Below are 26,702 nucleotides of genomic sequence, written 5' to 3'. Positions count from 1 at the left end.
TTACGCTTGTAACTTCCGCATAAAAGCCTTAGCGCTTTTTTTATCTGTAATTTCTTCCTCTTTCAATCGTTCTAATAACGCAACGAAATAACTACCATCAAACTGCAATTGATGTTTAATTGTCGCTTCTATTGCTGCGTTCACAATCCCATCAGACGCACCAGTATATCCTTGTCCAAACATAATAAACCCTTGTGCTTCCTCTGATAATTTAAATCCTTTCGTATGTAAGAATGAAAGATAATCTTCTACTGTTTGCATGTTATTCCCACCTACTCAAAAATTCTCCATCTCCTATCATACATGTTTTTACACGCTATGAGAATGAAATTTCTTTGACAACTTTGTAAATCAATCTTCTACTTCGCTTACAATGGAGGATTTTCTAACAATCTGAAGGAATATGTACAGTGGAACTTATTTCATATTAAAGGGGAGACACGATGAAACAAGCACTATTAATTATCGACGCTCAGCAAGAATTAATTGATGGAAATGAGCAAGAAAATGAAGTTTTTCGTAAAACCGAGCTATTATCTACACTAAATATAGCCCTGCAGAAAGCAATAGATTCAAATGCTCTTATTGTTTTCGTAAGAGATATCGATGTTGCTTCTGGTAGTGGCGAAGGATTTGAAGTACATAATCAAATTCAAGTACCCCAGTCTGCAATCTTTATTAATAAAGCAGCAACCAATTCATTCTACGGCACTTCTTTACTTGAACTTTTAAAAGAAGAAAACATTAATCATATTGTTATAGGCGGATGTAAAACAGAACATTGCATTGACACTGCAGTTAGAGCAGCAACTGTACAAGGATTTGACGTTACATTAATTAAAAACGGTCATTCAACAACTGATTCTAACGTATTGTCTGCAGAACAAATTATTAGTCATCACAATAAAACTTTACACGGTCATTATAACGTTGATCATTTTTCTATGGTGAGAGATATCGAGGAAGACCTCTTTCAGCCGACTCATGATCAATATCGTGATTAGCGAAAAAGAATCCTTCATTCAGAAGGATTCTTTTTCACCCAAAAATTTGTGCTGCAATGCTATATAACTCATTATTCCTTTTTAATAATTGACCGCTATTTTTCATCATAATTGGTGGTGTATTCACCTTTTTAAAACCAGCAATCTCTAATACTTTCATGAAATCTTTCTTTCCTTCTAGTACATCAATTCTTAATTTACCATTATGCCCTTTTGCTAAATCATGTACAATTCTCATTGCCATCTCATCATTTTTAGCAACAACCGGCCCTATTATCTTATTTTCTGGTGTTTGTATGCTTAAACCGTAACCTAATACATTTTGTTCCTTGTCCTTTACAACGATACACTGTTCACTTTGCATAATTCTTTTCTTTAAAAACTCTTTTCTATTTGTTCCAAACGCATATTCATCTATTTTTATTATTTTTTCTAAATCACCCTCTTCATAATTCATCACATAATCTTCATTTCTTATACAATAATCTTTCGCATTGTATGAGTTACATATGTATTTAGAAACATAACTTACTGCCCTAAATCCTAACTTTTCATATAAAGGTTTCCCTTCATCCGTAGCAATAAGCATAATTGGAGTATGAGCTGATACGCTTTTAACGCACGCTTCCGTTATTATCTTTCCAATCCCTCTCCCCTTATAATCTGGATGTACAATCACCATTCCGATAGACGCTAATTTCTCCCCATATAATATTATTGCCGCGCTAGCAATTAGTTCCTCTCTCTCATTCCAAACACCGTATACAATCCCTGCGTTAAAAATAGTCTCAATTTCTTCTCTGTTATAATCCCACCCAATATAAGAAGATAGCGCTACAATGTCGCTTATTTGTTCTTTCCTAAGACGCTCCACCCTAATTTCCAATTCACTCATACTCCATCCCCTTATCTAGACATTTAAATCATTATTACGAAATCAACTTGTACATGTTTCCCTTTATTTGTCACACACATATGTTATTTTGACCAAGACTATATTGTAAATGAGGTGACAACATGCCCATTACGAATCGATTTTCTACCACCACTAACGGCGCACTCGCTATTACAGGTAATACTTTAGGCTTAAGTAAAATCAGCAATCAAAACCGTGCTGGTACAATCGGGGCAATTGGTGCATTCGCAACTACGAATACTGCTTTACAAGTAACTACTTTTCCTGCTGGTACAACATTAAACTATACACAAAATAGTTCTACCGCTATTTTAAATATCCCTGCTGGTAGTACTATTCTTTACGCAGAACTCGTTTGGGGTGGAAACTATTTATCTCGTGATCAAAACATTACGAGTGTATTAGGAAACCCAGTTTCTTTTACAACACCTGTTTCAACATACTCGATTACTCCTTCATCTGTTACGGCTTCAAATCAAACTTTCGTTTCAAACTCTATTACATTTGGCTTTTACACTCGTTCAGCAGACGTAACAACTCTTATTCAAGCGGGAGGTGCTGGTTCCTATACTACAGGAGCGGTTCCTGGACTTGTAGATCCTATAGATGCTTCTAATGGAACAATTAATTCGGCTGGATGGACGCTTATCGTCGCTTATCAAAACGGGACATTGCCAGCAAGAAACTTAACCATTTATGTAGCTGGTAACCGTGTTTCTGCAGAAACTGGTAGTGCCGATGTATCTGTTTCTGGATTTTTAACACCTTCAGGAGGACCAGTAAGCGGGAGATTATTTTTAAGTTCTACCGAAGGAGATGCAGATTTAACCGGGGATCAAGCTTTATTTGGACCAAATTTCAGTTCATTAAATGCTTTATCTGGGCCAAATAATGCCATAAATAATTTCTTCGGTTCTCAAGTTAATAATGCTGCAGGAAACTTAGATACAACTGGGACATTTGGAACGCGAAATCAAAGTGCTTCTACAAGTACAAACATCTCCGCAGGAAGACAGGGCTGGGACATTACTTCCATTGATATTTCTCCTTATTTAACAAACTCACAAGTATCCGCCGCAATCCGTTTAACTACTAACGGAGACGCATATATGTTAAATACAGTAGGCTTACAAATTAATATAAACTCACCAAATATACAAGCGACGAAAAGCGTAAATAAAAGTGTTGCTGCAATTGGAGATATTCTCACTTATACAGTTACTATCCCTAACACCGGGCTTCTTCCTGCCAATAACGCTATTTTTATAGATAGTCTCCCTAATGGTACTTCTTTTATACCCGGCACTGTAACAGTAGATAACGTACCACAAACAAATGCAAATCCTGCGGCTGGTATATCTCTTGGAACAATTAATAATGGTGCTTCTCGTATAGTAACTTTCCAAGCTACTGTCGTTTCTCTTCCAAGTCAAAATCCTATCTCTAACACTGCTAATATTACATTTCAATATACACCAATCGCCGGAGGAACAACTTTTAATGGTCTTGCAACAAGTAACTCTGCTGGAACACAAATTAACCTTGCAGATATTAATGGAACAAAATCAGTTAACAAACTTTTTACCGATATTGGTGAAACATTAACTTACAGTATTGCCTTAGCTAATATAGGAAATATCGCTGCAACGAATGTGATATATACGGATCCGATTCCTAGCGGGACTACTTTCATTCCAGGGAGTGTAACTGTGAACGGAGTTACTCAAGCTGGCGCAAATCCCGCTAATGGTATAACAATTGGTTCAATTGCCGCAAATTCCACTACTACTATTTCATTCCAAGTGCTCGTTCCTTCTATCCCTCAAACAAACCCAATATTAAATAGTGGAACAACAACATATCAATACATTCCTGTACCTAATCAACCAGCAGTAAGTGGGACTGATACGACAAATATTGTCTCCACTCAAGTGAATAATGCTACTGTAACAATGACGAAAGCAGTAGATAAAAATTTTGCAGATATTGGTGATACACTAACGTACACCGTTTCCTTTACAGGTACAGGTAATACAAATGCGAACAATGTTATTTTTACAGATATCATCCCTACTGGAACAACTTTCGTTCTAAACAGTTTAACAATAGATGGCACGACACAAGTGGGTGCAAATCCCGCTACCGGCGTGAACATTGGATCCATAACAAGCGGCACAACAAAAAATGTTGCATTTCAAGTAGTAGTAAACACAATACCCACGTCAAATGTCGTATCTAACGGATCAAGCGCTTCTTATCAATATACTGTCAATCCTAGCCAATCACCTGTTACAAAAAATATTTCTTCGAATCTCGTTTCCACTCAAATTAACAATGCGAATGTAACATTAACAAAATCAACAAATAAACAATTTGCTACAATTGGTGAAACAATAAGTTATACAATCCTTATTACAAACAGTGGAAATACGGCCGCTAATAACGTTCAACTAACAGATCCACTTCCAAACGGAACGATATTGACTCCTGGTACTGTAACACTAAACGGAGTTTTACAAAATGTAGATTCTCTCGTTGCTTTACCTATCGGCACAATCCCTGGTGGGGCTACTGTTACCCTTTCTTTCCAAGTAACAGTCATCAATATTACGACCCAAAATCCTATCATTAATAACGCCTTCGCTTCTTATCTATATACTGTAAATCCAAGTTTGCCACCGACTTCAAAAACAGCAAATTCTAATTCTGTTGCATCAACAATTAGACTAGCAAATCTCCATGTTAATAAATCTGTAGATAAAACGTTTGCGGAAGTTGGCGATGTATTAACTTACACCTTTGCTCTTACGAATGATGGAAATGTTGCAGCGAACAATATATTACTATCTGATTCAATTGCGAATGAAACCGCCTTTGTCCCAAACAGCGTTATAGTTAACAGTGTTACTCAGCCAGGCGTTACACCAGCTAGCATCAATATTGGTAGCATCAATGCTAATACTACAATTACAGCTTCATTCCAAGTAGTAATAACTAGCATTCCAAATCCAAACCCTATTTCAAATAGCGCTTCCATCTCCTATAACTTTATCGTTGATCCAAACGCTTCACCTGTAAGTAAGAACACTACTTCAACTACTACATTTACTCAAGTAAACGATGCAAATGTCATTTCAGCCAAAACAGTGGACCGAGCGTTCGCTACCGTAGGGGATATATTAACTTATACTGTTACTTTGACGAATGCAGGAAGTGTTTCTGCTGATAGTCCTACTTTCGTAGATACGAATCCAGACGGTACTACCTTTATTCCAAACACTTTTCTTATTAATGGTGTACTCCAAAATAACGCAGATCCAAATATAGGTGTTCCACTACCTTCCATTGCTGCTAATGGCTCACTTACTGTCTCTTATCAAGTAACCGTCACCTCTTTACCAACACAAAACCCAACATTAAATTCATCTAGTACACAGTATAGCTTTATTCTAAATCCGGGCGATCCACCAACTATAGAAACATCTGTAAGTAACACTGTAAGTACACAAATTAATTTAGCAAATGTAGTGATTGTCAAAGAAGTAGATTTAACTATCGCCGATGTCGGGCAACCAATCACATATACAATTTCTTTAGCTAATCTTGGCAATACTACAGCAAATAATGTTATTGTTACCGATATAATCCCTAATGGCTCCACTATCGTACCAAATAGTATTTTTATAGGTGGTACTTTACAACAAGGTGCAGACTCTAGTACCGGTCTTCAAGTCGGCTCCATTCCTTCAGGTGGTTTTACAACGATTGTTTTTCAAATAAGTGCAAATGGGCTACCTTCACCAAACCCAATTCAAAACAGCGCTTCACTTCAATATAGCTTTATCGCTGATCCAAATTTACCTGCTCTCGTTAGAAACGCTGCTAGTAATATAGTAACTACACAAATTAATACTGCTAATATCGTTGCTACAAAACTAACGAGTACAAACTTCGCTGATGTCGGTGATGTCATACTATATGCAACTATTTTAACAAATAACGGGAATATCCCTGCTGCTAATGTAACGTTTACAGATATCATTCCAGCGGGTACCCTCTTCATTCCTAATACTGTAACGATTAATAATGTCCCTGTAGCTAACGCAAATCCTGCCACCGGCATTTCAATTGGTACGATAGGAGCGAATTCATCACGCACCGTTGCATTTCAAGTTTTTGTACCAACTATCCCTGCTGTAAACCCAATTACAAATCAATCAGGCACAACATTCCAATATACGTATGATCCATCCAAACCTGCTGTGATGCAGATGGTTGCTTCTAACACTGTACAGACAACTATTAATAACGCCTCAATTGCCGCTACTAAATCTGCAGATAAACAGTTTGCTAACGTAAATGATATTATTACGTACACGACTACTTTAACGAATAACGGGAACACACTTGCATCAAATGTAATATTTACAGATGTAATTCCAAACGGAACATCGTTTATTCCTAATAGTGTTACTGTAAATGGGAATAGACTGCCTAATGTCAATCCAGCAAGCGGAATTGCAATCGATCCAATAAATCAGAATGCAAATACGATCATCTCGTTCCAAGTACAAGTAAATTCTATACCGAACCCAAATCCAATCCCGAACCAAAGCAATACAACGTACCAGTACGTCATAGACCCTAACTTACCTCCAGCATCCGCCAATACGTTAAGTAACGTAATAACAACTCAAATTAATAACGCTACGATTATCGCTACAAAATCAGTGAACACACCGAATGCTGCAATTGGAGATATCGTTACTTATACGATTGCAGTAACAAATACAGGTAATACCCCTGCTAGTGCAACTGTTTTAACAGATGGGCTTGGCGCAGGAGCTTCATTTATCCAAAACTCCGTAACGATCAATAATGTTCCACAACCAGGATTAGATCCATCACTTGGTGTTCACTTGGCAGATATTTCGCCAGGAGATACTGTATTCATTACTTTTCAAGCACAAATTTTAGCGATACCACCTAGTGGCACATTAACAAATAATGCTCTTGTAAATTATGAATATACCGTAAATCCAAACCAATCTCCTGCTGTTGGTAGCACTGTAACAAATACAACAGTTACACCAATTATTGACGCTACTTTAGTAATAAATAAAAGCGCTAGTACAACTTTCGCTACAATTGGTGATACAATTACATTCACTTCAGCTGTTACAAACAACGGAAATACTACTGCGAACAACATTATTTTTACTGATACAATTCCAAACGGTACTACCTTTATCCCAAATAGCTTTAAGATAAATGGTGTAACCGTTCCGAATGCAAATCCACAAAATGGTATCAATATTGGTAACTTGAATTCAAATGCATCTGCTACACTCAGTTTTCAAGTAAACATTGCAACACTTCCAAACCCTAATCCAATCCCGAATAAATCATCGCTTCAATATAGCTTTATTGTAGATATAAATGAACCGCCAGTTTCACGAACAGTTCAATCTAATAAAACCTTTACACAAGTAAATACTGCTTCTGTTATCGCAACAAAAACTGCAAGCAGTGCTTTTGCTGCTGTTGGAGATACAATTACGTATACAACTACCCTCACCAATAGCGGAAATACTGCCGCAAACACACCTGTTTTTATCGATATATTACCACCTGAACTTTCATTCGTTCCTGATAGCGTACAAATTAATACCATCCCACAACTTGGATTTAGACCAGATAGCGGGATTTCTTTAGACTCAATTCCAGTTGGAGGAACGACAACAATTAGCTTTCAAGCTATCGTTGGCTCAATACCAGTTACAAATCCAACTTTGAACCAGTCTAGCACGACATACTCGATCATTGTTGATCCTACCCAGCCGCCGGTGACAGAAACAGCTACAAGTAATCCAACTTTAGTTCAAATTAACGAAGCGATTATTCAAGCAACGAAAAGTGTGGATCGGCTATTTTCTGACATAGCACCTGGAAATTCATTTTTAACGTATACAGTTTTATTAGAAAATGTAGGAAACACAACTGCTACGAATATCATTTTTACAGATCCGATTCCAAATGACGCAGTATTTATAGAAGATAGCGTTCGAGTAGGCGGAGTTTTATTACCTGGAGTAAATCCAGCGAACGGGATACCAATTGGAGATATTATTGCAGGAGATTTTATAAATGTTACCTTCCGTGTGCAAGTAGTTAGCATTCCAAATCCAATTTTCACAATTGGACCAGGCGGACCAAACTCACCGGTTGTAAACGGCGCTTCTATTGATTATAAATTTATGACAGGACCTAATTTACCACTTGTTTCACGAAATACGACATCTAATTCTGTTTCGACACAAATAAATTCTGGAGAAATTGTGGCAATCAAATCTGTAGATAAAACTTTCGCAACGATTGGTGATACAATTTCTTATACAATTACATTAAGTAACCCTGGAAATGTCACTTCACAAAATATAATTTTCACGGATACTTTACCTGATGGGACGACATTCATATCTGGCACTCTTACAAACGATTCTGGTACACAGCAAATCGGAAATCCATCTAACGGGATTCAGATTGGAAATATAAACCCAAATGGAACGGCCGTGATTACTCTCAACGTACTTGTTACAAACATTCCAAGTATAAATCCAATTTCTAATTTTAGTTCTGTACAATTTGCACATGTAGTTGATCCTAGCCAACCTGCCGTAACACAAACGAACGTATCTAATGCTGTTTCGACAACAATTAATAGTGCAATATTAACGACCCAAAAAAGCGTTGATAAATCTATCATTTCTGTTGGAGATACGATTACGTATACAACAACTATTACAAATACAGGAAATACGACTGCAACGAATATAACGTTCACGAGCGCAATTCCAGCTAACACTACCTTTATACCAAACTCAGTCAAAATAAATGGGGTTCAGCAATCTGGTGCGCAACCAGCACTTGGAGTAACTATACCAAATATCGCTCCTGGTGTAACAGTAACCGTTACTTTCCAAGCAAATGTTCTTTCTGTTCCCCCTTCAAGTTCAATTATGGGTAATGACACAATTTTATATTCTTATTCTGTCGATCCAAACGGAACTCCTATTACAACTTCTACTTCAACGAATATCGTTACAAACCCGGTACTAGATGCTATGATAACGATGGCAAAATCGGTCGATCAAACAATTGTTACACTAGGTGATACCATTACCTATACAACCATTTTAACGAATAATGGCAATACAAATGCAACTAATATTACTTTCACTGATCTTATTCCAGACGGCACAACGTTCATTCCGAATAGTGTCACAATCAATGGCAGTACACACATCGGACTCGATCCTAATACAGGTATAACAATCGGATCAATTGCTCCTAACAAATCAATATCTATCGCATTTCAAGTTACTGCTACTTCTACACCAAACCAAAATCCTGTAGCCAATTCCGCTACTGCTTCTTACACATTTATCGCTGATCCAAATGCACCGATTGTTTCAAGAAACGTTACTTCAAACACAGTGTTTACTACGATTAATACAGCTAACATTCTTTCATTAAAACAAGTCGATAAATCCTTTAGTCGTATTGGAGACACACTCACTTATACTGTCATTTTAACAAACAATGGAAACTCATCTGCACAAAATGTTATATTTACAGATACAGTGCCAAGCGTCACTACATTTATTGCAAACACATTTTCTATTAACGGAGTTCCTCAAAGTGGGGCGGATCCATCGAACGGTGTGAATATTGGGACAATAACAGCCGGGACTACAGTAACAGTTTCGTTCCAAGTTACTGTAACATCATTACCAAACCAAAACCCAATTGTAAATTTCTCATCAACATCGTATCAATTAGTCTCACCACCTGATGCAGAAACTTCAATTAGTAATCCTGTTTCAACCCAAATTAACGAAGCAATATTGTCTATGACGAAAAATGAAAGTGTATCCTTTGCAGATATCGGGCAAACTGCTTTTTATACTACTTCTATTACCAATGTAGGCAATACCGATGCAACTAATATTGTATTCACAGATACATTACCAAGTGGACTCACATTTGTTCCTAACACATTAACTGTCGATGGCGTTTTACAACCTAACGCGGATCCAAATACAGGTGTATTACTTGCAACACTTCCACCAAATGAAATATATAGTATCGTCTTTCAAGTTACAGTGAACAGCATTCCCCCTAGTAACCCAGCACCAAATACAGCATCAACGACGTATGAATTTACTGTTGATCCTGTTAATCCTCCCGTTTCAAGTGCAGCTACTTCCAACACTACACTCCTTCAAATAAACAACGCAACTATTATTAGCACCAAAACAGCCAATCTTACTTTTGCGGATGTTGGTAATACAATAACATTTACACTTAACCTTCCTAATACCGGGAATGTGACCGCAACTGATGTAACTATTATCGATATTCTTGATAGCAATTTAAGTTTCGTTCCAAATAGTTTCACAGCTAATGGGCAAATCATTCCAAACGCCGATTTATCAACTGGTGTAAATATTGGTTCCATTAATGGTGGTAATACGGCAATCGTTACATTCCAAGCAACTGTTATTACACTTCCAACACTTAATCCCATTTCTAACTCTGCTTCTACCACATATCATTATGTCGTTGATCCTAGCCAGCCACCTATTACAACTTCTAATCAATCTAATACAACGACAACACAAATTAATAGCGCTATCCTTACTGCACAAAAAAATTCAAATGTATCTACGGTAGATATCGGGCAGGATATTACCTACACCGTTACAATTACAAATAGCGGAAATGTGAGTGCAACAAATGTTATTTTTACCGACCTTATTCCAGACGGAACTTCCTTTGAACCGAATAGCTTTACACTGAACGGAACTAGCATCCCAAATGCAGATATCATTACAGGCGTTCCAATCGGTGATATCGCGCCAAACGAATCTGTCATCGTAGCATTTCACATTATCGCCAATGAAATTCCGCCTATAAATCCAATTACTAATCAAGCTAGCGTTAGCTTTCAACATATCGTTAATCCAGCTAATCCCCCAGTTTCAAAAAATATTATTTCTAACAATGTTACAACAAAAATTGAAAGTGCTATTTTAAATACTATTAAAATAGGAGATAAAACTTTTGCGACGATTGGTGATACGATTACGTATACAACGACTATTACGAACACAGGCAATATTCCTGCTAACAACGCTATATTCTCAGACCCTTTACCATCGTGGACACAATTTGTTGCAGGATCAGTTATTGTTGATGGCACTCCATTACCATCCGCTTCGATTATTAACGGTGTTGGCATAAATATAATCAATCCAAATCAAACTGTTACAATCATATTTCAAGTACAAATCGTAAGTAATCCAACAACGTTCACACCTGAACTCCAAAACTTAGGATTTGTTAACTTCCAATATAACGTAGGCAATGCATTACTGGCTCAGCCTGGCAATGTGGAAACGAATGTCTTCGTTACTTCTATTAATACAGCAATACTTTCAGCTGTAAAAACTGCTAATACAGCCTTTGCAAATATTGGAGATACGATCACTTATACAGTTTTGATTCAAAATAGCGGCAATACAAACGCTACGAATGTAAATTTCTCAGACCCAGTTCCAGCAGGAACAACCTTTGTTGAAAATAGTTTTGCTGTAAATGGAAGTACCATTCCAGGTGCAAATCCAAATAACGGAGTGAATATCGGAACAATTAGCGCAGGTAGTTCCTTAACCGTTACTTTCCAAGTCATAGTTACATCAACTCCACCTTCAAATCCGATTACAAACGTAGCATCTATTCAATACACATTCATCGTTGATCCGGCCTCTCCTCCTGTTACAGGCACGATAAATTCTAATAGCGCTTCAACACAAATTAATAACGCGACTGTTACAACTGTTTTACAAGCAAATCGTTCAATTGTGTCTATCGGGGATGTAATTACGTATACAGCAATATTAACGAATACTGGAAACTTCCCTGCAAACTCTGTATTACTCATTAACGGAGTTCCTGAAGGAGCATTATTTGTTCCAAATAGTGTTACGCTCAACGGGATTTCACTTCCAGATGCAAGTCCAACTCTCGGTATTCCCGTTGGTATTATCGCACCAGGTGATTCCGCTACTATTACGTTCCAATTTCTTGCAAGTTCTATTCCACCACAAGGAGCAATTATAAATCAAGCACTTACAAGTTACACGTATATTGTCGATCCAAGTCAACCTCCTGTTACAGCAACATCCTCGTCTAATACGGTTAATACAGCTGTTGTTGATGCATCGTTATCCGTAATTAAAAGTACAGATTCTCTCGTTCAATCTACTGACGGTACAATCACTTACACAGTAGTCGTTCAAAATAACGGAAATACTACTGCAAATACAGTTACTTTAACAGATTTGGTCCCCGAAGGAACTGCCTTTATTCCGAATAGCGTAACTATTAATAGCGTTTCCGTTCCAGATGCTGATCCTAACATAGGAATACCATTAAACTCCATCACACCGTCAGAAATCGTCACTGTAGCATTCCAGGTTATCGTTCAATCTATTCCAAGCGTAAACCCAATTTCTAATACAGCCCGTATTGACTATACTTTTATCGCCGATCCAACTGCTCCTATCATCTCTCGAACAATTACGTCTAATCCTGCTTTCACACAAATTTCGGATGCGACTATCCTTTCTTTAAAAGCAGTCAATGCACAGCAAGCAACAACAGGTGATATTTTGACTTACACAATAACACTAGAAAATACAGGAAATATTCCAGCTACGAATCTCATATTTTCAGATACGATCCCCCAAGATACTACATTCGTAGAAAATAGTTTTACACTTAACGGAACAACTATACTTGGTGCCAATCCAAATGTAGGTGTTACTTTACCTACTTTAGCAGCAAACGCTACTCACCTTATTTCGTTCCAAATTCTTATTAACGATTCATTCTCCCAAGAATCGATTACAAATCAATCCAATACAACATATACAATCCAACCAGACCCAGGGCAACCGCCTATTACTGAAACATCTACTAGTAATATCGTTATTACAAATTTCGTGCAAGCACAATTGACAATTACAAAAACATCCAATCCAACAACTGTAGATATCGGTGGAACTATACTTTATATTTCTGAAGTGAAAAATATCGGTAATGTTGACGCAATAAATATTAATTTTACAGATTCTATCCCTGCTGGGACTACATTCGTTCCCGATAGTGTCACAATTAATGGTGTCCTTCAGCCAGGTGTAAACCCTGAAAACGGAATACCGATTGGAACAATTCCAGCAAACAGTTCCAAAACGATACTATTTCAAGTGCAAACAAATAATCCACCGAATGAAACTGAAATTGTAAATCAATCTTCAGCAACTTACCAATATGTAAGTATTCCTACAGCCCCACCAGTAAATCGCTCTGCAAATTCTAACATTGTTACAACATCACTTCAAAATGCAAATATTATTTCTGTTAAAAGTGCGGATGTAAATTTCGTATCAATCGGGCAAATGATTACCTACACAAATACACTTCAAAATATAGGAACCGTTCCGGCTAACAATATCGTGTTCATTGATACCATTCCAGAAGGTACTATATTCATTGAAGATAGCTTAGCAATAAATAATGTAATTCAGCCTGGCGTGAATCCTGAAAACGGAGTAACTCTCGGCACGATACAACCAAATGAAACAGTCACTATTTCATTCCAAGTACAACTTACAAATATACCAGAGGGCAATACAGTCATTAATATTTCAGACACTTCGTACGAATACCAAATTGACCCTAGTTCTCCAATTATTCAGCGTAGATCGTTATCAAATGCAGTAAATACTGAAGTGCGAACGGCAAATGTTAGTGCAATTAAATCCGCTAACAGATCCATTACACGTATCGGTCAAATCATCACATATACAGTCGCAGTTACAAACGCCGGTACAATACCTATTACAAATACTCTCCTACTTGACGCAATTGCTTCTGGCACCACATTCGTTCCAAATAGCATTCTTGTAGATGGCGTACCAAGACTTAACGAAAATCCAATTACCGGTATCAATCTTGATATAATTCTTCCAAATAATACGATTATTGTTACGTTCCAAGTAAGCGTAGTTTCTATACCGCCACAAAATAACATTAATAATATCGCCGTCATTCACTATGAGTATCGACCAGACCCAAGCACACCACCAATTTCAGAAACGACCTCTTCCAATGCTACAAACATACAATTTATTGATGCTATTCTTATTGCTACAAAGTCCACTAATACTGTATTAGCTAACATTGATGAAACCATTGAATATACAGTATTCATTCAAAATAATGGATCGACTACAACTAACTCCATCTTTTTTACAGATACTATAGCGAATGGAACAGTATTTATTCCAGGAAGTGTAATAGTTAATAATACTGTGCTTCCTGCAGCAGATCCAAATATCGGCTTTTCCATTCCTAATGTCGCAGCAGGTCAAATGGCTACAATAACATTCCAAGTTTCCGTTACGAATTTACCTGCTGTAAATCCAACACCTAATACTGCAAACATCGTCTACGACTTTATTTTCAATTCTGACTTTGCACCAATTCAAAAATCTACTACTTCCAATACTACTTTTGTTCAAATTAATGATGCTGATATCGTTTCACTTAAAACTGTTGATTTGACCTCTGTAACGATTGGTGACATTTTAACTTATACAACAACTTTAACGAATACGGGGAATACGGATGCAACTGCTGTTGTATTTACAGACAATATACCTGATGGAACAACCTTTATTGACGGTAGCGTTTTAGTAAATAACATTCCTCAGCTTAATGCCAATCCAAGTGCTGGTATACTTGTAGGAACGATTGCTCCTAACACTTCTATCCCAGTCACATTTTCTGTTACCGTCGTAGCTCTTCCAGCCAGCGGTCGTGTTCAAAATCAATCAACTTCTCGTTATACAATAAACGTGGAAGAACAAATATCGACTAGCAATATTACCTTCACTGAAGTTATTTCTGCTAATGTAATTGCGACAAAAACAACACCTATCCAATATGCTGACCTACAAACTATTATCCCTTACACTATTTCCATTACAAACAATGGGAATATACAAGTAGAAAACATTATTGTTACAGATATCATCCCAGCAAATACGAGCTTTATAGAGAATAGTGTTATCGTGAATGGCAACGCTCGGCCAAATGACAATCCACTTAACGGTATACAAATTGATAACATTCCGCCTAATACGACAGCAACCATTCTATTCCAAGTACGGGTTACTTCGATTCCACAAACAAATCCAATCTCTAACACGAGTACAATTGAATATGAATACACGGTACCAGATCGACCACCTATTACCGAAACTATTATTTCATCAGCTGCCGCAACAGAAATTAATCACGCAAATTTGAATAGTAATAAAGCTGTTGACCTTGCATTTGCAACGGTTGGTGATACGTTAACGTATACGATTACACTAAATCAAACCGGTAATGTTGCAGTAAATGATGTAATCATTCAAGATATTATTCCTCAAGGTACTACGTTTATAGAAAATAGCGTCATTGTAAACGGAGAAACTCTTCCAGGAGTGAATCCAGTAAGCGGCATACCAATTGGTACTATAACTATTAGTGGAGATGCTATCGTTTCATTCCAAGTAACTGTGACTTCTATTCCAACACCAAATGAACTAAACAACAACGCAATTACTACTTTTAACTATATAGTCAACCCAAATAACGTACCTGTTACAAATACGACTACAACAAACACCGTCACAACTACTGTCCAAAATGATAATGTCATTGCGATAAAAGCTGTTGATTTCACAAGTGCCTTACCCGGTCAAACTTTAACGTATACCATCACGATTACTAATAATGGTAATATCATTATCGAAGACCTTCTTTTAGTAGACACAGCACCAGCAGATACGACATTTGTTATTGGTAGTGTTACGATTAACGGAATCAATCAACCTAATGCGAATCCGGAAAATGGTATTACGTTAGGAAATCTTGCTCCAAATGAATCTGTTATTATTACATTCCAAGTGACAATTTCCTCTTCTACTCTTCAATCTACAATCAATAACGATGCTACTATTTCCTATACGCCTATTGTCGGTCCAATCCAACCACCTATTACGATTACAAAGCAAACAAATACCGTTACAACGACAGTCGTTGATCCGATGGTTGACATTGAAAAAATAGCTGACAAATCTATTGTCGTTATAGGAGATATCATTACATTCACATTAGCGATATTTAATCACTCCCCAATTCCGACAATCAGCACTTCCGTTATAGACACAATTCCAGCTGGTACAACATTTATAGAAAACAGTGTAACAATTAACGGTACTCCCGTTCCAAATATTCGTCCAGACACCGGTATTAATATCGGCTCTTTACCTGCAGATTCAGTAGCAATTATAACATTTCAAGTTCTCGTAACTTCTATTCCTTCAAACAGTACAATTATAAATTCTGCAACAGTTACCGCTGCCTTTCAATTGACACCACAGGATCCAATTATTACTTTCATTGTTAATTCAAATATTGTTCGTATACCAATTCAATTTATAACTGCAACAGTCACGAAAAATGCTTCCGTCAGCTCAGCTTATTTAAATCAATATTTTGATTACACGGTACGCATTACAAATACTTCCAAAATTTCAATCTCAAATATTTCTTTACAAGATACTATTCCAGTAGGTTTACACTTTATAAATGGCACTGTCTTTATTAACGGTGAACGCTCTCCACTAGCGAATCCGAATATCGGTTTCCTAGTCGCTACTAATTTGGAACCAAACGAAACAATTATCGTGTTATTCACAGTACAAGTGATAAGCCCACCTGTTAATAATCCATTTAAAAATACGGCCAATATTTCATTACAACTTCAAGTCTCGCCTACCGACCCACCAATTACAGTAACCGTTACAAGTAACGAAAACATCGTCACCTTTGTTCCAGAAAATCCAGATGAAGCACTTCCAAATTTAAATTGCTTCTTTGACGGTGAACGCTTCATTCGCATTACTCCTCGAAATGTGCGAAATTACCTTTGGACTTGGATTTGGTGGAAGTAATTGAAACAAAAAAGAGATTGTAGTTTGGTTGAAACCAAATTACAATCTCTTTTTCATTACCTATATCCCACTACGTTGTAACTCGTCCAAAGATATACGATTACACACCATCTCAAGTTATTTTAGTCGTAATAAGTTGGCCAGCTTCATTAATAGTAACTTTCCATTTCACTCCACTAGCAGTCTTCATGATTATACCTTTACTTGCCTCTATTTCAATATCTCCAAACATTCTTCCGCCAGTTGTCGCTAACCAAGCACTCCCATTTTCCATAGAAGATCTTGCAAAGATACGATTAATTCGAAAACGTTTATGATCTTGAGAATAACCACTTAATGTAATTCTAACTTTATATAACTGACTCGCCTTCATATTCGATATAATTGTATCGCCAACATTTAATGGAACATCCAACGCGATAACCCAACTTCCAGTTGCGCTTAATGCATATTCAATTTTAATTTTCTTTGGGCTCTCTCCCCACCCAAAATACATTCCAAAACAATTTAACATTTGTATTGGTTTTTTCGTAAAATCCAGTTCAATTACAACTGGGTTACTATCTGGAACGTCAATATAGTTTACACTTTGTTCATCTATTAAATTAAAGCAATTTGCGAGATTCCCCCCGTAAGGCACTTTCCCACTTACTTGCTTAATCGTATACTTCTGCTGAGCATTTACTAAAATATCATCTTGATTCCCTATTAAATGTGGTTTATTTAACGTAATCGGTAACTGAATTCGAAGAGATTCTTCATAGGTAGACTTACAAACATTGTATTGTCCTTTATCTACAATAGTTGTAGAAAGTAAATTTGAAAAAAGGTAGTTACGATGCGAATTAGAAGAAAATTCAATGACAATCTGTTCACTACTCATCCGGTACGTATCCCAAATCATACAATCAAATGTATTATACGCACCTGAACAACGAATTACTTTTTTCGTTTGTTGTCTACATTGCACTTGAATATCATGAAACGTATTTCCTGAACTTTCATTTGGCAAATCACTATTTCCATCTACTTCAATCCCATACACACATCCATCAATAAATATAGATTGAAATACATTAGCGTTAATCCAGCAAGGTGTATTGATATCATCTATATACTCTGTTTTCAAATATATTGCAGTTTGAAAGTTTTTAATTTGAATAAATTTAACTTGAAAGAAACTAATATAATCCCATGCCTTTTGACAATAAAAATGTATAGCTTTTCCTTTATACGATGAAGTTGTATTTATTATATTTATATTTGATATAACAGATTGATTAGGTACTTCGATTTGTTGTGAACCAGAAACATAAATAACAGCAGATTGAAACAATGTATTTATAACTTGAATAGTACCACCAACTATCGAAGCGTTACTTTGTAGCTCAAATGCATTAAAATCCCCATCAATTTGCAGCGTTACGGTAGGATCTAACTCTAATCTTACGTTTGATTTAATAACAATCGGCTTTACAATTTTGTACGTATTTACCCCTGTAATTCTAACCGTCGAAATTCGATTCGCTACACAATAATCAATAGCTTGCTGAATTGCTAATGAGCTATCATTTCCCGAGTTTGGAACTGCGCCAAAACAATCAATGTGAACGCTACTTTCTGGCGCACAATCTTCTTGGGAAGAAATATATTCTGACAAAATAAATTCACTCCTCATATTACCTTTTTTCATATAATATGTGAGTTCTCTCTTAAAAGTTTCTATAATAAAAAAAACAAACGACCTACCCGGTCATTTGTTTAACTCATATATATTTTTCGTTTCTTCTATCATTTTAGCTAACGAGAAATACCTCACTGCTTTCTCTCTTGCTTTCAATCTAATATCATTTACCCTTTGTTCATCCCCTTGTAGTTCTTCAAGTGCACTTGCGAATTCACATTCACAATATTCAGATATTAAAACACCTGATTCTCCATCTATTACCGCTTCATGTATTCCACCAACATCTATTGAAACAATTGGTGTCCCTGTAGCCATCGCTTCAATTACTACCATTGGAAACACTTCACGAAAAGATAATAAAAGTAAAGCATCCATATTCCCTATAAACTCATGCGGCTCTGAAATATTCCCTAGCATCTTCACCCTTTGCTGTAATCCATATTTTTCTATTTCTTTCATAATCAATTCTTTCTCTGGTCCATCACCAGCAATATAAAACATAAAATCATTTCTCTTTTTCAACACATTTGCAATTTTGACAAATAGTTGATGGTTTTTCTCTTTGGATAATCTAGCTAATATCCCTATTTTATATGTAGATTCTTTCTTTTTCTGCTGGAATAAAAACTTTTCAATATCGACACCGTTATAAATTGTATTTATTTTTTCTTCTGCTACATGAATTGAAATTAAATTATTCTTTTCAAACTCACTTACTGTAATAATATTGTTCACATATTTATTCATGAAATAACGAAAAAGCGTTGGCATTTTTTTTTCTAATATCGTTACATTATGTTTCGTATAAACAATTTTCATCTTTTTTTTAATAAACTTTTGAAGTAGAAAAGCATATAATACCATTCGCAAACTATTTGCATGAATAAGTTCTATCTTTCGTTTACAAATTTCGTTTCGTAAATAATAAATATTTCTCAAATGATTCCATCGACTAAGTAATATAAAATTTTCTTTTCTAGTAAGAGATTCATATAGTTCTCCATCACCTGCAGCTGTATAAATCTTAAAATCATCATAACGCAAATTACTTTCCAATTTACAGAAATAGCTCTCGGCTCCGCCAGTTATCAATTTATCTGTCATCAACAGTATATTCATAATTGCGTCTTCCCAACTACATTGATTTTATTTTTTTTATAAGCATGATAAGCATACTTACTAAAATAGTAAAAAATTTGCACCGAATTCAGTCGTTCTTGTTCCCTTAACAATTTCCAATACCGGAAAGCTGCTCTAATTTTATTTCTAGAAACAGAATTTGTAACAATTCTATATTTTGCTAACACTTGCTGTATCCCTTTTGCTTCATACCCTTCATGTAATAAGTTCAGCCATAACGCTGTATCTTCCGGCTGTATACTAGGCATTTCGACATATGGAATTTTTTCACGATCAATCATCACTGTTAAACAACCGATAATTGTATTTCCTACTAAATAATGATAGTCAACAGATTTTGGTGCACTCACTTCACGATTTAATTCATTACCGTTTTCATCAATTAAACTATACGACGCATATGAAAAAGCAATATTCATTTCTTCCATAAATAACAATTGTGTCTTCAATTTATGCGGCAACCATATATCATCGCTATCTAAAAAGGCAATGTACCTTCCTCTCGCCTCTTGGATCGCTAAATTCCGAGCTTTAGCAGCACCAACATTTTGTTTTAATGATAATAACCTAATACGTGAGTCTCCTTCTATTATATCTTTAATTTTTGTAGCAGATTGGTCGGTTGAACCGTCATCAACGATAAGCATTTCCCAGTTTTCATACGATTGATTCTGTACAGATAAAATTGTCTCACCTATAAATCGCATACTATTATAAGAAGGTGTTATTACAGAAACATAAGGCGGCTCGTTATGTGCTGATAGACATTTTACCATCTATCTTTCCCCTTCCTTCATATATTGAAATATACTTCACAACAACTGCTAAAAATAAAAAGAATGCTTCGTTAATAATGAGTGACAATGACATCATCTGAAATATAAATGCAATCATAGTCAATAGAAGATATGGTTTTTCACGAAACAAAGTATGCTGCGCTAGCTTGAACATTAATATGAATAAAAACGCGCTATATAGAAGAAAACCAATTGTACCCGATTCAGACAAGATTTCTAAAAATGTATTGTGTACATATAATTTTTCATTAAATTGATACTCATAATAATTCGAAAAGTTAAAAGCACCGATTCCGATATATGGATTGGATAAATAATATTTAAAAGCAGCTTCCCATAATGTAAATCTACCACTTCCATTATCATGGGAAAAATCAGAAATTCGTTTATTTAATATGTCATCTAATTGCCCCCCCATTACACTATTCGATAAACTAAAAATAACTACACTAAACAATACTAAACTTATAATTATTTTTATTTTTTTAGCGAAACTAGACATACATATATATACAAAAACGACAAGCACAAGCGCTAGTATACCACCCCTTGAAAAAGTTAATAAACTCGTCGTAACACATAAAATTAACCCTAGAATGTTAGTGATATTTTGTAAATTCGTCATATAGTACATAAAAAATATTGTATTATAGAAAATAAAGATGTTAGGATCATCTAGCAATCCAATTAACCGTGGATATCCTCTATCCACTAATAAACCAGCAAAAATTTCTCTCTCTTCTCCACCGTATAAACTAAAGTATTGTAAACCGATTATATAGAGTATTAGACTTACAACATTAAATACTACTCCTACATAAGCAATAGATGATTCAAGTACCACTATTTCAGTATTCCCCAATAAATTTCTCATTATAAAATAGCATCCTAAAACGAGTAGCACGCCAAAAATCATACGAATACTAGCATTTAAATACATAGAAAGAATTCCACTTAAACAATAAATGAAATAAAACAGTAAAAATATAACTTCATGAAAATATAATTTTTGAATATGAAAGTCTTTAATTGTTAAACAAAAATATATGACTAAAAAAATCATATATATCTTCAATGAAAATCCAATATATACATTGTATTTACTTAACATAACAAATAATATTAGAAGAATAATCCATCCCATCGATACTTTCATATTATTTTCCATAGGCTATATCCCCTGTTTCGTAATATAATCCTTTTTGCGTATTTTTCTTATAAAAGAAAGAAGAAGTTTTTTTAGCTCATAATCATATAGGAATATGGCAGCTAGTACAATTAGTATATTAAGAACAAGCGCAATTAAATGATATGTATGCAATATATATTGCACTCCAATAAAGGTTACACCAAAATAAATTGTATACGGTATTACAATTTGGAATACAATTTTTTTCTTCACTACACTCACTGCTATATATCCCACTAAAGCGACTATTTCAAATAAAACCATAGCGTATGCTGCTCCTATCACTTCACCAAGACTACTAAAGCTATAAAGCATAACCCCACCTATCACCAATGCTACACACTGCACAACAGTTCTCTTATTTTGACATCCACTCGTCGTTAAACCGTCAGCAATGGCAATATTTAAACTTTGTAGCACAATAAGAAATGATAATATTTGGAGTGGCTCTACTGCATTGCTCCATTCTTCATGAAAAAATATAGAAATAAAGTATGGTGCTAAATGATATAAACCGATCGTCATACATATTCCTACAATCGCCATTGATTTAATTTGAAGTAAATTTAATTTCGTATGCTCTTCTATATTATTCTGGTTATAATGCTTAAAGAGCACTGGAAAAAATGCACCTGCAATTACCCCTGGTACTTGATATAAAGCTGACGGCATCCGGTACGCCACTGCAAAAACACCTACCATACTTAATGGCAATGTATAGTTAAGCAAGATAGGTGCTAATTGTGGCGTACTCATTATTAAAAAACCGCTAATAATAAAGGGAGTTAATTGCCAAAATAACGCTTTATGAATTACGACTTTCATATTCATTTTCGTCTTTTTTCTCATGATATATATACTGAATAAACCACCGATCATATACCCAAAAGCATATAAACGAGCCGTTACATACACCGGTAACTCTCCGAAAATACAAAAACATGTAATTATAATGACAACTGATGCTGATACAACTTTTATGAGCGCTATATACTTCATACGTTCCGTCAGTTGAAAATAGGCAATCCCTATGTTTTGCCAAGTTAATCCTATTAACATGAAAAACATTACGTTTATCATCATATAAATTAAATTTTTATCCGCATACATATAATGAATAGCAATATAACCGATTATAGAAATAAGAATAAGTAGAATCATCCTTATTTTTATATACGATGATAAAATCTTCTCTAAATCTGCTCCATCCTTTGCCCCTTCTCGAAGAAACGTATTACTAAGTCCTAAGTCTGTAAAGAATAACATAACAAACGTCACTGCTATGGCAACACTAAACATCCCATAATGTTGTGCGTTAAAAAAGTTTGCTAAAACAATTAAACTGACGGCCTGAAGAAGGTTAGCTAAAATTGTACTATAAAATAGATGGATAATATTGTTTAGAATAGATCTACCCATACAAGTTCTCCTTTGCAAGTAACCTACTTACATATGTTGTTTGTTTACATATTTATCTTGCACCATTACCGTTCAATACAATTAAAACGGTTTTACATAAAATACGGATGTCCATCCGAAATGTTTTCATTTCAATATACTCCATGTCAAGCCTCAACTTTTCCTTTGGATCAAGATTATACCCTCCATTTATTTGTGCCCATCCTGTTAATCCTGGTTTTACTATTAAACGTTCCTTAAATTCTGGAATATACGCATCAAATTCATTATAAAAAAACTCTCTCTCTGGTCTAGGACCTACAAAAGACATATCTCCTCTTAAAATATTTAAAAGTTGTGGTAATTCATCAATTCTCGTTTTTCTTATAAACAATCCAACTTTTGTAATTCTTGAATCATGTTCTTTTGCCCATTGTGGGCCATTTATTTCAGCATCCTTTACCATTGATCTTAATTTAAATACATTAAACTTCTTCCCGTTTATACCTAAACGTTCTTGAAAGTAAATTGGAGCCCCTGATGTTTCTAAAGTAATCATAATACAAAAGAACAACATAATTGGTATCGTTAATAGTAACAATATGAGTGAAAATATAATATCAAACAAGCGTTTTACACTTCGATTCAATATGCTAGGCTTTTCTTGAGCCGGAATCGTATACAACTTGGCTTGATTTGTTTCACGAATCATGGATCGTTACCCCCACATTCAAGAATATAAAATTATACCTATTAATTCACATTCTTTCCTATTTATATCCGCTATTACTTTTTGCACTGTACGTAGTGAATCTTTTCGCTTTTTAACTGCTAAGACCACTCCATCGCATTTCTCTGCAATAATGTGCGTAGCAGGAAGATCAAATACTTCAGAAGAATAAAAGAAAATGTAATCAAAATCTTCTTTCCACTTAGCAATCGCATTATCAAATTCATCCATAGCAACTAAGGGCGTCCCTGTGTGTACTGTTTTTTTTGCAGGAATACAATATAAGTATTTAGACAAATTACTAGAAAAAGATTCATAATTGCAGGGGGAAGAGCTTATTATATCGTTTACGGTTATCATGTGATCACTTTGCAATAATACATGTAATTGAGGGTCAGAAAAATTCACATCAATAAGTAACACCTTTTTCTTCATTTCCGCAAACACTAGACCCATATTTACTATAAGCGAGGCAACAACCCCTCTGTCCTTCGTTGAACTAACTGTGAACAGTTGTTTCCCAGATTTTTTCAGCTCGTGATACACCGTATAAAACTGCTCTTTCATCAGATCATCATGCAAATCGGATGGCAGCTGTTTCTTTGTCCTAAACATCGACATGTTCACCTCGATATATAGATGATTGTTTATCAACCTCTGTAGGTTTCTTTTTTCTATTCGGTTTCATATTTATGTGACCAATAACAGAGACTGTTGTTATTTTCTCTAAATCTTGTTCCGTGTATATACGTTCATCAAAATAATCTTGAAATACAGCTAAACCTATCCCAACAAAAAAACTAACAATTAAAGAAATAGGAATGATTAGTTGAAATTTTGGAAACATTTTTTCAGCCTGTTCCTGTAACTCAGGATCCGTCAACACTTTCACACCTTGTACATTTGTGTACTGTTGAAAACTTTGTTGTGATTGCTCTGCCAATGTCTTTACAATGTCTTTCACGACTTTCGGATTGGAATCTTTTACTGTAACAGTTACAATTTGTGAGTTGTCTGTATTCACCACCGAGATTTTTTGTGCTAATTCATAACTTGATTGCTCTAATTTCAAAGTTTTTTTGACTGTTGATATAATTAATGGGCTTTTTAAAATATCAACATACGATGTTACTAGTTGCTTATTTTCTTGTGTTTTATTTGTTGAATTTTCCTTATTAAACTCATCTAAATTCCCAACAAGAATTTGCGTTGAATATTGATATGACGGCTTTAAAACATACATAGAGATAAGAACTAAAGAAGCGGTTAAACAACACATCGTTAAAATAATCGTTACGAATCTTCTTTTCAGTAATTGTTGAAAATCTTTTATACTCATTTCTTGCTTCAATTATTTCACCGCCCTTTTCTGAATAACATCCTGCAATTCACTCTTTACAGATAACCCTTTCTCTCTTCTATCCACTTGTTTTGTTACATACTTTCCGACTCCGAATGCAAATTTTTCTACATATACATACGAAAGCATTGCAAGTATAAACGAAAAAACAAGTGAAAAAATTAAAATAATAGGCAACGGTAATATTTCATGGAGCATGTATATAAGGGAAAACAACGATATAATATGGTATAAATAAAGACTGTAAGAAATCTTCCCCAAATATAACAAATATTTATTATGTAGCAAGGACGACAAAGTTGATATTGACAAACTTAATATGACAAATAGACTTGCACTTATCGCCACTACGTAGTCTCGAAATATAAAATTATTGAGCACTTTAATTTCTCCTATAAGCCCTTCATACATAAAAAGTAAAATCGCAAATAAAAACCATGCAATTTTTGTGTTTTTAGTACAATTACTATAAAAAACTATTAAATTATTTTTATACTTCGCAACTAGTGCTCCTAGTAAAAACAGTACTGTGTAATGCAATGTTAATGCATAGCTTGTTAATGTTAAGCCCGAGCGAAACAAAAATAATATTACGACAGAACATATACTAAAACTAAACAATAATAGTAATGAACACCTTAACGTTTTTCGTAAGCAAATCATCAAAATTAACGGGAAAATTATTGATATTCGCATTTCATGGACAAGTGACCAAATCACACCGTTATATGCATCTGTATTATATTTCCCAACCAATAAAATATGTTGCGCTATTAAACTTGAAGAACTTTCAATCGTCCACGAGCGATTAAACCATTCACTTAAATAAGAAATACCATATCCACTAATTGTAGTCTGGCATATAATAGCTATAATTAGTGCTACAATATAGGGAATGTATATTCTGCATATACGTTTTAAAAGGTATGATCCATAACTACTATAGTTTTTTTGAATAGATTCATACAAAACAAATCCGCTCAAAACAAAAAAGATAATAACAGATTCATTACCACTACTAAAAATTAGACGAGCAGGCGTTTCTTTTAATAGATACACAACAAATGGTTTATTATCTTCATAACTGTAATTTTGAAATGCTGAAAAAATCATTAAATGATGACCAATCATTACTACTAATGAAGAAATCCCTCTTATAGAGTCCAATTCTTCGTATCTTTTCATCTTTTTACATCAACTCCTAATGAAATGATAATAATCATTTCAAAGCGACATCTTTATTCATATTCCTCTCCTTTCTTTTCATTCCAATTTTTCATATTAAAATGATTTTATAGTATAAATTTGAGTGTATTGTAACATTTTTTGTAATATTTTGAATAGAAA

13 protein-coding genes are annotated in these 26,702 nt (G+C 34.9%); 2 read left to right on the top strand and 11 right to left on the bottom strand.

Annotation, left to right across the window (positions count from 1 at the left end; translation table 11 throughout):
- A complete protein-coding gene (locus tag DN404_RS21130) occupies window positions 1-261 on the bottom strand; it encodes a DUF6123 family protein (RefSeq protein ID WP_001195212.1) in 261 nt (86 codons plus the stop codon).
- 182 nt (window positions 262-443) lie between these two features.
- Between DN404_RS21130 and DN404_RS21125 the strand changes: the two genes are divergently transcribed.
- A complete protein-coding gene (locus tag DN404_RS21125) occupies window positions 444-1,004 on the top strand; it encodes a cysteine hydrolase family protein (RefSeq protein ID WP_006928708.1) in 561 nt (186 codons plus the stop codon).
- 34 nt (window positions 1,005-1,038) lie between these two features.
- Here DN404_RS21125 and DN404_RS21120 read toward each other — a convergent pair whose 3' ends face one another.
- A complete protein-coding gene (locus tag DN404_RS21120; RefSeq protein WP_149215425.1) occupies window positions 1,039-1,899 on the bottom strand; it encodes a GNAT family N-acetyltransferase in 861 nt (286 codons plus the stop codon).
- Between the two features lie 122 nt (window positions 1,900-2,021).
- Here DN404_RS21120 and DN404_RS21115 point away from each other — a divergent pair, with 122 nt between their 5' ends.
- Window positions 2,022-17,054, top strand: a complete 15,033-nt coding sequence (locus DN404_RS21115; RefSeq protein WP_149215424.1) for a DUF7507 domain-containing protein — start codon at window positions 2,022-2,024, stop codon at window positions 17,052-17,054.
- Between the two features lie 112 nt (window positions 17,055-17,166).
- Here DN404_RS21115 and DN404_RS21110 read toward each other — a convergent pair whose 3' ends face one another.
- The 9 genes from DN404_RS21110 to DN404_RS21070 all read right to left on the bottom strand — a co-directional run bounded on the left by DN404_RS21110 (window position 17,167) and on the right by DN404_RS21070 (window position 26,540).
- Complete coding sequence (locus DN404_RS21110) at window positions 17,167-18,714, bottom strand: glycoside hydrolase family protein (protein WP_140421636.1); 1,548 nt, start codon at window positions 18,712-18,714, stop codon at window positions 17,167-17,169.
- A gap of 93 nt (window positions 18,715-18,807) precedes the next feature.
- Window positions 18,808-19,860: a glycosyltransferase family 4 protein gene (locus DN404_RS21105; RefSeq protein ID WP_149215423.1), complete on the bottom strand. Its 1,053-nt coding sequence runs from the start codon at window positions 19,858-19,860 to the stop codon at window positions 18,808-18,810.
- Entirely contained in the window at window positions 19,857-20,657 is an 801-nt protein-coding gene (locus DN404_RS21100; protein ID WP_000237687.1) for a glycosyltransferase family 2 protein, read from the bottom strand. The genes DN404_RS21105 and DN404_RS21100 overlap by 4 nt, the downstream gene beginning before the upstream one ends.
- The gene (locus DN404_RS21095; RefSeq protein ID WP_086389319.1) at window positions 20,632-21,846 is read right to left on the bottom strand and encodes an O-antigen ligase family protein; all 1,215 of its coding nucleotides are present in this window, start codon (window positions 21,844-21,846) and stop codon (window positions 20,632-20,634) included. The genes DN404_RS21100 and DN404_RS21095 overlap by 26 nt, the downstream gene beginning before the upstream one ends.
- Window positions 21,847-21,849: 3 nt before the next feature.
- Window positions 21,850-23,286, bottom strand: a complete 1,437-nt coding sequence (locus DN404_RS21090) for an oligosaccharide flippase family protein (protein ID WP_149215422.1) — start codon at window positions 23,284-23,286, stop codon at window positions 21,850-21,852.
- 52 nt (window positions 23,287-23,338) lie between these two features.
- Window positions 23,339-23,977, bottom strand: a complete 639-nt coding sequence (locus DN404_RS21085) for a sugar transferase (RefSeq protein ID WP_000617653.1) — start codon at window positions 23,975-23,977, stop codon at window positions 23,339-23,341.
- A gap of 18 nt (window positions 23,978-23,995) precedes the next feature.
- Window positions 23,996-24,616: a CpsD/CapB family tyrosine-protein kinase gene (locus tag DN404_RS21080; RefSeq protein ID WP_071740364.1), complete on the bottom strand. Its 621-nt coding sequence runs from the start codon at window positions 24,614-24,616 to the stop codon at window positions 23,996-23,998.
- On the bottom strand, window positions 24,603-25,346 hold the full coding sequence (locus tag DN404_RS21075) for a YveK family protein (protein ID WP_000807063.1): 744 nt from the start codon (window positions 25,344-25,346) through the stop codon (window positions 24,603-24,605). The genes DN404_RS21080 and DN404_RS21075 overlap by 14 nt, the downstream gene beginning before the upstream one ends.
- Window positions 25,347-26,540: an acyltransferase family protein gene (locus DN404_RS21070; RefSeq protein WP_149215421.1), complete on the bottom strand. Its 1,194-nt coding sequence runs from the start codon at window positions 26,538-26,540 to the stop codon at window positions 25,347-25,349.
- Window positions 26,541-26,702 lie beyond the last annotated feature (162 nt).

It is taken from the genome of Bacillus sp. TE8-1, assembly GCF_008368855.1.
GTDB lineage: Bacteria > Bacillota > Bacilli > Bacillales > Bacillaceae_G > Bacillus_A > Bacillus_A cereus.
Note: the sequence above shows the minus strand (reverse complement) of the source record. Positions and strands in the feature narration are given on the sequence as shown.